General features: G+C 57.1%; 10 protein-coding genes. 4 read left to right on the top strand and 6 right to left on the bottom strand.

Features of this window, described 5'->3' with window-relative positions:
- Window positions 1-13: 13 nt before the first annotated feature.
- Complete coding sequence (locus PHP98_01475; protein MDD5482311.1) at window positions 14-1,273, top strand: 4Fe-4S binding protein; 1,260 nt, start codon at window positions 14-16, stop codon at window positions 1,271-1,273.
- Between the two features lie 236 nt (window positions 1,274-1,509).
- Here the strand turns inward: PHP98_01475 and PHP98_01470 are convergent, their stop codons facing one another.
- The 3 genes from PHP98_01470 to PHP98_01460 form a co-directional block, all read right to left on the bottom strand.
- Window positions 1,510-2,133, bottom strand: coding sequence for a dual specificity protein phosphatase family protein (locus PHP98_01470; protein ID MDD5482310.1), 624 nt, complete (start codon window positions 2,131-2,133; stop codon window positions 1,510-1,512).
- Between the two features lie 133 nt (window positions 2,134-2,266).
- Window positions 2,267-3,997: a glycosyltransferase family 39 protein gene (locus tag PHP98_01465; GenBank protein MDD5482309.1), complete on the bottom strand. Its 1,731-nt coding sequence runs from the start codon at window positions 3,995-3,997 to the stop codon at window positions 2,267-2,269.
- Window positions 3,997-4,545 (bottom strand): nitroreductase family protein, encoded by a 549-nt coding sequence (locus tag PHP98_01460; protein ID MDD5482308.1) that lies wholly within the window; start codon window positions 4,543-4,545, stop codon window positions 3,997-3,999. Before PHP98_01460 ends, PHP98_01465 begins: the two co-directional genes overlap by 1 nt.
- Window positions 4,546-4,633: 88 nt before the next feature.
- Between PHP98_01460 and PHP98_01455 the strand changes: the two genes are divergently transcribed.
- The 3 genes from PHP98_01455 (at window position 4,634) to PHP98_01445 (ending at window position 6,704) form a co-directional block, all read left to right on the top strand.
- Window positions 4,634-5,584 (top strand): aldo/keto reductase, encoded by a 951-nt coding sequence (locus PHP98_01455; GenBank protein MDD5482307.1) that lies wholly within the window; start codon window positions 4,634-4,636, stop codon window positions 5,582-5,584.
- 67 nt (window positions 5,585-5,651) lie between these two features.
- The gene (gcvH, locus tag PHP98_01450; GenBank protein MDD5482306.1) at window positions 5,652-6,035 is read left to right on the top strand and encodes a glycine cleavage system protein GcvH; all 384 of its coding nucleotides are present in this window, start codon (window positions 5,652-5,654) and stop codon (window positions 6,033-6,035) included.
- 114 nt (window positions 6,036-6,149) lie between these two features.
- Window positions 6,150-6,704 (top strand): DUF151 domain-containing protein, encoded by a 555-nt coding sequence (locus PHP98_01445; GenBank protein ID MDD5482305.1) that lies wholly within the window; start codon window positions 6,150-6,152, stop codon window positions 6,702-6,704.
- A 77-nt stretch (window positions 6,705-6,781) separates the two neighbouring features.
- Here the strand turns inward: PHP98_01445 and gspD are convergent, their stop codons facing one another.
- From gspD to PHP98_01430, 3 genes are all read right to left on the bottom strand, one after another.
- Window positions 6,782-9,214 carry a type II secretion system secretin GspD gene (gene gspD / locus PHP98_01440; GenBank protein MDD5482304.1) on the bottom strand — a complete coding sequence of 811 codons (2,433 nt, stop codon included), beginning with the start codon at window positions 9,212-9,214 and terminating at the stop codon, window positions 6,782-6,784.
- A 242-nt stretch (window positions 9,215-9,456) separates the two neighbouring features.
- Window positions 9,457-10,032: a GspMb/PilO family protein gene (locus PHP98_01435; GenBank protein ID MDD5482303.1), complete on the bottom strand. Its 576-nt coding sequence runs from the start codon at window positions 10,030-10,032 to the stop codon at window positions 9,457-9,459.
- The gene (locus tag PHP98_01430; protein MDD5482302.1) at window positions 10,029-11,579 is read right to left on the bottom strand and encodes a PilN domain-containing protein; all 1,551 of its coding nucleotides are present in this window, start codon (window positions 11,577-11,579) and stop codon (window positions 10,029-10,031) included. Before PHP98_01430 ends, PHP98_01435 begins: the two co-directional genes overlap by 4 nt.
- Between the last annotated feature and the right edge of the window lie 3 nt (window positions 11,580-11,582).

Raw genomic sequence — 11,582 nt, 5'->3', positions numbered from 1 at the left:
TTTACGATTAAGCATGCGAAGCCTGGCGCTGGCCGGGGTTGCGTTGCCTTTTCTTCCTTTCGCGCAATGGCCGACAATCATGGCCGGCATTTCCGCCATCAGCCCTTTTGTGTCATTGAGTGCGGCCATGGGAAGCCGTCATCCGGCATGGCTGGGGCTGCTGGGCCTGCCGCTTGTCATTCTTGCCATTTTCAAGCGCCGCTGGTTCTGCTGGCACCTGTGCCCCACCGGGTTCATCCTGGAACTTGCCGCTTTCCGCCGGCGGGCCGGGCAACAACCGCCGGCCGGCTGTCCGCATATCGGCAAATGGCTGCTCATAACCGGCATCGGCATGGCCGCGGCCGGTTATCCCCTGCTGACAATCCTGGATCCCCTGCAAATATTGAGCGGTTTTTTCAACGCCCTGCGATGGAAACCCAACGAATGGAAAGTTTTCGCCGCGGCGATTCCATTTCTCGCCCTGCTTATCCTCAATTTCCTCCGGCCGAACGTGTGGTGCCGCTGGCTGTGTCCGCTCGGGGCGGCCCAGCAATTCCTCGGCACAGCCGGGAGCACCTTATATCATCATTTGGATTGCTGCCGCCCCGCTTCGCAAGCCTGCGGAAAAACCAATTCTTCCGGACTGGCCGAAGATATTGCGCAAACAAATGAAATTAAGCCCGCGCCCCCCGCAAAAGGCATCCAGCGCCGCGTTTTCCTGATGACCTGCCTGGGCGGAATCGCGGGCTGGGCTTTTACCGCCAGGAAAACGAGGGCGGCGGTTGTCCGTCCGCCGGGCGCCGTGCGCGAAGATATTTTCACCGGCCTCTGCGCGCGCTGCGGCAATTGCATAAACGTCTGCCCCGAAAACATCATTGTCCCGGATTTCGGCGCAAGCGGCCTGCGCGGGCTGCTGACGCCTGTTTTAAAATACGATCGCGGGCATTATTGCAACGAATGGTGCGCGAAATGCCTGCGGGCGTGTCCGACATCCGCCATCCGCCGTTTTTCGCCCGAGCAGAAACGTCTGCTTGCAATCGGCACGGCGCATATTGACAAATCATTGTGCCTGGCCTGGAACGACCGGCAGGACTGTATGGTCTGCCAGGAATTCTGCCCCTACCAGGCCGTCTCCATTGTTAAACACGAGGGGGTGAACTGTCCGGAGGTAAGAGAGGAAATATGCCGCGGATGCGGCGCCTGCGAGAGCCAATGCCCGGCCCTGCCCGCGCGGGCCATCATTGTCCGGGGCAAACGCGAACAATCGCCCGTGAAAATCAACCAAAACTTTTGAGGATCAGCAACCGAAAGGACAAAGCATGACGGACACAACTGATAATGCCGTCGCCCTACGAGGATATCCGCGCAATCCCCACCCCCATCTTTGCGGACAGGAACGGAGTGATTCAGACCGTGCTTCAGGGCTACCACGATTATGAGGCGCTCAACGCCGCGGCCCCTGGCCGAGGATTTCAAGGGCGCCATTGAAGAGAATTGAAACCGAAAACAGGCCGGGCGGCCCCGCCCGAATCACGGCTTAATTTCAGGGATCGCGCGCCTTTCACGGCGGATTACCCCCATGTCCTGGAGGAGAGCGTTTAATTCCGGCAGGCGGGCGTTCAGATATTCCAGCAGAATTTTGTCTTTCCTGGCTTTCCACCCGTAGCGGACCAGTTCGGCGTAAGCGGTCGCGGGAAGCTGTTTTTCAACCAGAAGACGGTAGGCGGCCATCACCCCGCCGGTACGCTGGACGCCGGCGGCGCAATGCACCAGTACCGGCTTGCCTTCTTTCCGGCTTTGCATGATAACGGCAATCGCCTTGGCGTAATTGGTGATATTGCCGGTGCCGTCGCCGCGTAAAGGAAAATTGTGCCGGGTAATGCCGTATTTTTCCGCCGCTTCCGTCTCGGCCAGGCAGACGGGGGCATGCGGATTAAAATCGTCCGTAAGATCAACAATGACTTTTATACCGCGCTTCTGAATGGTTTTATCAGCCAGGCGCGGCGCGATGCGCCCGCTCCGGAAGATTTTCCCTTGCTCCACGATGCCGAAGCGCTTGGGCACAAACTGATATTTCCATATTTCCCAGGCGCCGAAGACAAGGGAAAGGACTAAAACCACGGAAAACGCCGCGGCATGTCTTTTCAGGCGCATTGCTCCGCCGGCTGCACACGAGCGGAATTTTTCGGAAATGGTGTTTATTTCAGACACGATTTTCAGGCCGGCCGCCAACCGTTTTTAAAAATGTTCAATGCTTTCAAATCACCGCGCGCCCGCTTGGTTGTCCTCACGGCAACCTTCCGCCGTCCGGATTGACAATCATCAGGCGGAAAGAATCCGATTTTTTGCCGGAATGATCCGCTCTTTTCACCCGGCAGGGATACCCCCGCAGGTTATGGAGCACAAACCGCAATTTATCAACCGGGACAATAATTCCCGCCCGCTCTTTTCCGTTTAAAAAATTTTCCAGGGAGGCCGTGTTTGTGGCTGAAACAACCGCGAGACGCGAATCAAGATAAAACATGAAGGCGCCGATGTCCCGTTCCGAGTCGGAGGCAAAGGCGATCCGCCGGGCATCCTTGATTTCCCCCCGGACCATGCGGGTAAAAGGCACATAAGTCCGGTAATAATCAACGGCGGGGACAAACACGGCCCCGCCCACCAGGCCGATGATGGCCGCCAGCACGGGGGCGGTCAGAAGCGCCGACCGCCGCCGGCCTTCCCGGAATGCCGCCCGGAGGCGGTTGCCCAGGAAAAGACCGGCCAAGACCGCGAGCAGGGCGCTTGTTATACAAACCGCGTTTGCCCCCGTGCACGGCGTCCGTACCGGTTTTATTCCCAGGGAAAAGGACAGCAAATAGGCAACCGGCGCGGCAATGACGGCTATCCACATTGTTATGAACGTCATCCTGATCAAACCGCGTTCAAGCCGGTCAAACCATTCCGCCGGAGAGGGCCGCGCGGCGGCGGCCGCGGCAGGCCATTTCATGGCCGCGTCTTCCAGCCAGACGGCGGTCATTAAAAATATCATCGGGAAAAGCGGCAGGGCATAACAGGCCGCCTTGGCGGATGAAACATGCAGCAAAAACGCGCTGGCCAGCAGGCTCGTTTTTAAAAAAACAGCCAGGCTGTCCCGGACAGGACTTTCCCGCCGGAACCAGTGGTAAAGCGCGGGTATCACCAGCAAAGTCCATGGTAAAAGGCGCACGGGCAGGCTCAGGAGATAAAAATAAACCGGCTCCTTGTGCACCTGGTACGGATCCAGCGGCAGAGCCGGATCGTTAAAATAGAGGAAACGTCCGAATTGATTGTCCCAGAAAACCGTCTGCAGGTAAGGATAGCCGCCCGTTTTCCAGAGCGCAAAGACCCAGGGCGAGAGAACAAGCGCAAACACCGGAAGAAACGCAAGCGCAAGCAGCAGGGCAAACCGGAATTTTTTACGGATAAACAGCCAGGCCATGACCGAAAGCCAGACCATGCCGGGACCGATCAGCCCCTTGGCATAAAACGAAAAAGCCGAAACAAAGAGAAAGAGCAGGCAGCGGCCGAAAAACCATTTTTCCGCCGCCTGCGCGCGCCAAAAAACCCAGAGCGAAAAAACGAACATGAACGTGAGCGCGGAATCGGTCAGGACAATGCGCGCGTATTCAAAAAACAGGGCCGAGGTGGCGCACATGAAAGCGGCGGCAAATCCGGCCCCCTCCCGCCCCATGGAACGCGCCCAGGCCAGCACAACCAGCAGTGTCCCAAACGCGTAAACGGCCGCGGGCAAACGCACCAGCCCCTCGTTGACGGCGCCGAACAGGCGGCAGAAAACAACTCCGGTCCAGTGCAGGAGCGGCGGCTTTTCAAGATAACAAGTTCCGTTAAAAACCGGCGCGACCCAGGTGCCGGTGCGCACCATTTCGCTGATCATGGCGCCTTCGCGCGTGTCGTTCCCGGACCAGAGCGAATGGTCAAAAAGACCGAACGCGCAGACCAACGCGAGCAGAATAAGCATCTTGACGCGCAAACTCATTATTTTATACCGTAATGCCGGATTTCATCAAGCGCTTTTCTTGCCTTACCCGGCGTCCTGTTCCCGGCACTATATCCCATGCTCAGCATAATATCAATCCTGCTGTTTCCGGGCAAACCGAGCGTTTTTTTTACGGCGCGTTCATCAAACCAGCCCAGCAGGCAGGCGCCCACCCCCTCCGCTTCCGCCGCCAGCGAAAGAAAAGCGCAGGCAATGCCGATATCAATCAGGCTGTATTGCACACCGCGGAATTTCCCGGCGAGCGCGGCCATGAATTTTGAGCGTTCCGTCACAACCGCAATCAAGACCGGGGCCCGCGCCGCAAAATCGTTCATGGCATAGACCCCGGAAAAAGCCGCCTGCGCCAGTTTGGCACGCAGGGGTTCCCGGTCCGCGATTACAAAAGACCAGGGCTGGCTGTTGCAGGCCGAGGGCGCCAGCCGGGCCGCCTCAAGGCATTTATCAATCTTTTCCCTGGGCACGGGCCGGTTTTGATACGTGCGCACGCTTTTTCTTTCATTGATCAGAGCCATAAGCGCCTGTTGCATTTCTTTATCCTTTCCCGGTGGACTTTTTCCATTTAGCTTGCATAATGAATACGGTTGCATATTAACGTATATTCAATCGGGGGAAAACATGAAAACACGCAAACTCGGCGCAACCGGAATTGACCTGACCGTGATCGGTCTGGGAACCTGGGCGCACGGCGGCGGGAAATGGGCCTTCGGCTGGGGGAAACAGGATGACAACGAATCCATCGCCGCCATCAGGGCCGCCCTGGAAACGGGCATAAACTGGATTGACACCGCCGCCGTCTACGGCCTGGGACACGCCGAGGAAGTGCTGGGCCGCGCCCTGAAAGAGCTCAAACAAAAGCCGTTTGTCGCAACAAAATGCGGCCGGACATGGGACAGTTCCGGACAGGTCGGCAACAACCTCCGCGCCAAAAGCGTGCGCGCGGAATGCGAGGCGAGTTTGCGCCGCCTGCAACTGGACACGATTGATCTCTACCAGATTCACTGGAATGACCCCGACGAACAAATTGAAGAAGGATGGGAAACCATCGCCGCGCTTATCAGGGAGGGCAAAGTGCGTTACGGCGGCGTCTCAAATTTCTCCGAGGAACAGATCAGACGCATCCTGCCGATCCATCCGGTCGCCTCGCTCCAGCCCCCCTACTCCATGCTGAAAAGAAACGTTGAAGACGGCCTGCTGGAGTTTTGCGCTGCAAACGGCATCGGCGTCATCTGTTACAGCCCCCTCCAGAAAGGCCTGCTGACCGGCAAAATCACGGCGGAATACATCGCCGGGCTCGGCGAGGATGACCACCGCCGGCGCGACCCCATGTTCAACGGGCCCGCCTTTTCGCGCATTGCTTCAAAAGTTGAGGCGCTGAAAAAAACAGCCGCCGGGAACAAAATCACCCCGGCCCAGCTGGCCATCGCCTGGATTCTGCGCCGGCCGGAAGTAACCGCGGCCATCTCCGGCGCGCGCCGCCCGGAACAAATCCGGCAGGTTGCGCCGGCCGCCGAAATCAATCTATCCGCGGATACCCTGTCCGAAATAGAAAAAATTCTGGCCAAATAAATCTTAAAGCGGTAAAGTGTTTAAGATACATGTGTGAAACAGCAACAAAAAAATCACGGAGATAAAAATGGCCGTTACACCGTCTGACCGCAAATACACCAAAACGCACGAATGGACGCAGGTTGAGGGCGACCTGCTCAAAACCGGCATAACCGATTTCGCCCAGCACCAGCTTTCCGACATCACCTATGTGGAACTGCCGGCGGCCAACCGGCATATTTCAGCCGGCGAGGAAATGGCCGTGGTGGAATCAATAAAGGCGGCGGCCGACGTCTACATGCCGGTCGCCGGCACCATTGTGGAAGTCAATGAAAACCTGGCCGACAAGCCGGATGCGATCAACGCCGACCCCTACGGCGAGGGCTGGCTGGTCAAAATCAAGCCCGACGACCCGCAGGACGCTGAAAAACTGCTGGCAGCTTCCGAGTATGAAAAACAGCTGACCGAATAATTTAGACCGTTCCATTTAAACATGATACACTTTTGCGTAGAAGTTTAAATAAAACCGGCGGATCGCCAGCCGGGAAAGTTTTGGATGGCGGCACTGCCGCCTTAGGCGGGAAACATGATTGCGGTAAAAGTCAGCCAGATTTCGCTTTCCAATATGGGATTTGTTGTTTTCCTGAAGGCAGAAGGCAACAACCGCACCCTGCCGATTTTCATCGGCGCGGCCGAGGCCCAGGCCATCGCCTTCGTGCTGGAAAACATCCGGCCGCCGCGGCCTTTAACCCACGATCTCCTGAAAGACCTGATGGATAATCTTGAATGCCGCATGAAGCGGATTGAAATCTGCGACCTGCGGGACAACACTTTTTACGCAAAACTGTTCCTGGAGTGGAACGGCATGGAAATAGAGCTTGATTCGCGCCCGAGCGACGCCATCGCGCTGGCCCTGCGTTTTTCGGCGCCGATTTTTGCGGCCGAAGCGGTCATGGAAAACGCCGGGGTAATCCTCAAGGAAAACGAAGATTCCGTCCTGCAGAAAGACGGGGAACTCCAGCAGAAAATATCTCCGGTTGAAAAACTGAAACAGCGGCTCGCCAAGGCCGTGGCCGAGGAGCGTTACGAGGACGCCGCCAAGCTGCGCGACGAACTGAAACAACTCACCAGCTCAAATTAGGGGCAGGATTCCATCCGAAACGGAACAAGCGCGCAAGCAACGCGCCGCAAATCGTTTTTGCCCCGCGCCCCTCGCTTTTATTTTACGGCGGGCGAGTTGGAAGCGGGCATTTGATAATCCGCCGCCGGTTGATTTTCCGGATGCGGCGCAGACTTCCCGGGGAGAATGGCATTCACGGCGTTTTCTCCGAGCGGATAAACTTCCACCGGCTCGCCGGGTTCTGTCCTTTTTCTCTCCTCCTGCTCCTGCCCCCGGACTTTCTCTTGCGACGGGGCAGCCAAATCGCTGGGCGACCAGCCCTGGACCCAGAGGTTGGAAATGCCTTTCAGGTTGGCGTGCCGCCGGGCCGTCTCCGCGTAAGCCTCGGCGGGCGTGTCAAGCACGTACGGCGTAAGCATCACCATAAGCTCGGTGCGCTTCAATTCGTCACTGTCGCTGCGGAAAAGCAGCCCCAGCAGGGGGATATCGCCCAGGAAGGGGATTTTTGTCCTGGCTTTGGTGTTTTGCTCATTCACGATTCCGCCGATGATAACCGTCCGGCCGTCATTGACCGAAATGGAAGCGGTAAAATCGCGGGTGGTGATGATCGGGACCGGATTGCCGTCAATCGTTACGTTGCCGGGCGTGTTGTCAACTTTCTGCTTCACGTCCATAATCACAAAACCGTTCTTGTTGATATGGGGGGTAACCTCCAGGTCAATACCGATATCAACGTACTGGTAGGTGGATTGCTGGGTGGCGCTGGAAATGCTGGTGCCGGTCACCACCGGCCTTTTCTCGCCGACCAGGATTTTAGCCTCGGTATTGTCCGTGGTTAAAATGACCGGCGTGGCAAGGATTTTGGCGTCATCGGTCGTGGCCAGCATGTTGAGGACCGCGTCAATATTATAGTCAAAGAAAGTGAAATAATACGTCAGCCCGGAGCCGGCGCTGGTGGTGTTGTCGGCGATTGTATTGATGCCCGCGCCGTCTTTGATGGCGCCGTCCGCGCCGACGCGTCCGGCGCCGGAAAAACCGAGGAATGCGCGCCGGCCGCCGCCCTGCTTTTCATTGTAGGCGATCATTGAACGCTGCAGCCAGTCAATTCCCATTTTAAACTTGTCGGTCAGGGACACCTCAATAATCACCACTTCAATCAGCACCTGGGAAAGCATGATGTCAACCTTGGCGACGACCTCCTCAATGATTTCCAGGTCCGCCTTGCAGGCCATGATGAGCAGGGCGTTGATCCGGCTGTCGGCAATAATTTTCACATCGGAAGAAAGTTTTCCGCTGATCTGATTTTCACCGGCATCGGTTGTTTCGCCTTCTTTCCGCCCTTCCTGTTTCGGCTGTTCTGCGGGCCGCTCCGGAACCGGCAGCAAGGGCGGGGTCTGCGCCGACTTTGAGCTGGAGGATGCGGCCGTAATAAACGTGTTCAGGAGCGAAACGACCTCCTTGGCATCCGCATACTCAAGCGTAAGAACCTTGATGGTAACATCCGGTTCAATCTTCTGGTCCAGGGCTTTAATGATATTTTCTATGAAGCGGAACTGTTCCACGCGGGTGATGACAATGAGCGAATTTATGCGGTCGTCCGCCACCATTTTCACCTTGCTCTGGATCAAACTGCGGTCAAAGGCGGTTCCGGTAGTTTCGGAATCCATGGCGGCCTGGGCGGGCTGCGCCGGGGGGCCGGCTCGCACCGGCTGGAAGGGCATGCGCGCGGTGGCCAATTGCCGGGTGATGAGGGCGCTTTTGGTGTCCTTCGTCTGAACATCGGCGATAATTGACTCTATTTTGCTCTGGATCTCCGAAGCTTTCGCGTATTTTATCTGGAAAATGCGCATGTCCTCGCGGCTTTCAATCGGCTGGTCTATGATTTCAAATATTTCCAAGATGCGCTTGAGATTGTTGGCGGTCTCGGTGATCAGGATGCAATTGACCCTTTCCATCGGAATGACTTTGGCGTAGGGATGGAGGAAAGACTGAATGGCGTTCTGCGCCTCGGCAATGTCAAGGTGCTTTAATTCCACAATCCGGCTCACGAGATGGTCGGCCGTGGCAATATCCTTTTCAAGCGGCCCGGTGCCTGTTTTCATGCCATGCTGGCGGGCCGTCTCAATCTTGACGACTTTTAAAAACTTGTCGCCCATCGGCACCAGGGCAATGCCGTTCATGGCCAGCACTCCTTCAATGGCCAGCAGGGCCTCGCGTTTCGGCAGGCGTTTCGGACATTTGAGCGTAATCTTTACGGTGGGAACATCGGGGGATTTCATCAGGGCCAGGCCGGTCCAGTCGCTGTATTGCTTGATGACCTCGTCCGAATCAATGTTTTCATATTTCAAGCCGACCGGCAGGTCGGTCTGAACCGTGTCCGGCGTACGGGGCATAATCGGCGGCAACTCCGGGGCGGGGACTGCCACGCCGGCTTTTCCCGGCACCGCCGTCGCCACCTCCTCCTCCTCCTCCTCCTCCTCGGCAACAATTTGAGCGCGGCAAATCAATGGCAGAACGGCCAAAATCAACATCAAAACGGCAAACAGCCGGGCGGCCGCAGGCAGGCTTCGGCCGGGACGGAACAGGTTTTTCCGCCGCGGCCACGCGGTTTGGGCGGCCCGGCCCTTTGGATTGCGGTCTTCAGCCCGCTTTAAAAGCTTAAGAAGGCAATTGATTGCGCGCCAAATTTCAGGGTTACAAATCATTCCGCCCATCTCTTGTTTTACTCTTTTAAACTTCTACGCAAAAGTGTATCATGTTTAACTGGAACAGTCTAATTGTTTTTCCGCGGAATCTCTTCCTTTTTCTGCTGCGCGGATGGCGCGCCCGTTCTGGTGTAAAGGCCGACAAAGGCAAAATTACCCTTCAATCTGTTCTTGCCGCCGCCCACGAGCGATATGTTCAGATCGTCAACATCCATGGTGGTTTTCTGCTGTCCAAGCGCGTACAGAAAACGCACCAGATCGCCCAGTTCCGCCTCCCAGGTGCAATTAATCGTCAAACTGTAAAGGATGTCGTGTCTTTTTTCCTTCTGAGGCACGCGCTGTGAAAGAGTGACGTTGTTTTCCTTGACAATATTTTCAAGGATTTTCAGATAATCGGCGGTAACATCCTGATCCGGCGGGTATTTGGTCAGCTTCTGCGCCACATCCCGCAAGCGCTTGTTCCACTCCGCCTTCTGCGCCACAAGATGTTCCGCCACCTCAATCCGGCGCGCGACCGTTCCGGAACGGCCGTTCAATTCCCTCCAGATTTTCACCTTCGGCCCGCAGATCCAGAGCGAGACGGCCGTGAGCATCACGAAACCGGCCAACCAGCCGAGCAGCATTTCCCTTGATGTTATTTTCACGGTTGCTCCTTCAAGTGAAGCGTCATTTGAAATGTGTTCACGCTGGTGTTTTTGCGCTTGCCGGGCTGGATGCTGCCCATTTCAATCCGGGCGAACATCGGGGATTTATCCAGCGCCTGCTTGTAATCATAAATGGCGTCCACGGCAATCGCCTCGCCGCGGATAGCGACGGTTTTCCCTTTCTTGAATTGAAAAGAAGTCAGCAAAACGCCGTTCGGCAGGTGCTGGCTGATTTCCCGGAGGCATTCCAGCGCGGAATTTTTCCGGTCAAGGTACCGCTCAAAGGCCCTGGTCTGGTTCTGCATCATGCGCACTTCTTCAGCGGGTTGATGCAAGGCGTTCTGTTTTTCCTCAAGTTTCGCCAGGCGGTAATGCTGGTATTGATAGGCGCCGAAAAAACCGGCGAACGCCGCCAGCCAGACCGCCAGAACGCCCACCGTTGAGACGAGCAGTCTCCGCCGCATCCGCTGCGCAATCACGGCGGAACGCCATGTTTCCGGAACTAAATCAATAACCGGCTGTCCGCCGTCCCCGGCGCGGGTCAAGACCGGCGACAGGTTTGTCCCCAGAAACCGCCGCGCCAATCCCTCGCTGAGCGGCGGCAAAGAGTCCAGGGAATTGACTTTGGCTTCGTGCGCCAGTTCTTCGCTGAGGGCCGAGGACAAAACGCCGGTCTCCAGTCCCCGCCCCCACGCCTCCAATCCGACAAGCGGCGCGCCGCCGTATTCCGAATCAAGCGAGAGAACGAGCGCCCCTCCGTCCCGCGCCACCTCGCGGGCAAATTCGGCAAACGGCATATCGCCGGCGGGGCTCACCGCGCGGAAAGCCAGCGGGGCGCCGCCCTGCGCGGCGATCCATACACCGCCCCACGGCTCCAGAACCAGAAACAGGCAGCGCCCGCCGCCGTATGTGCGCACATGCTCCGAAATCAGATGCCACCAGGCCATAACCTGGGCGTCAATCCTCTGCACATCAAGCCCGGCGTTTTTAAAAAGCAAACCTGTTTTTTCAATCAAATCCTTGGTCGCCGCCACAATCAGGACGCGCGTCCCGGACTCGTCCCTGCGCAATATTTCATGCGAAACCACGATCCGGTCGTCCGGAAACGGAGAGGAAGCATCCACCTGGAGCCGGATCATGCTGTTCATTTCCGCCGGATCGGTCGTCGGCAATTCCGCCACGCGCATCAGCATTTTGTCGGGCGTAATGCCCAGCGATACCGCGCCGTTTATTTCGGCGCAGTGCATTTTGAGCCGCCCGCCGCGCCCCTCCCCCTCGGACTGACCGGCGGAATCGCCGGGCAGAGAAACGTTGTTCACCGCCAGTATTTCAACGCCGGATTTTGTCTCGCGCAACGTTGTCCATTCAATAAAGCCGGTCAACCCTTCGCCGGCGGAGGGCAAATCGTCCGCGATCCTCAAGCCGGTTACGGGGTTGCGGCCGGCGGAGGCATTTCTCCGGAAAAGCGCGCGAAAGGCCGGCATTTTTTTCCGCAGGCGGCGCCAGTTTTGCCGGAGCGCTTTTATCATGTCTTTCCTGTTATTCATGCC

This window comes from Kiritimatiellia bacterium (genome assembly GCA_028715905.1).
Lineage (GTDB): Bacteria > Verrucomicrobiota > Kiritimatiellia > JAAZAB01 > JAAZAB01 > JAQUQV01.
This window is presented reverse-complemented; position numbering and strand designations above follow the sequence as displayed.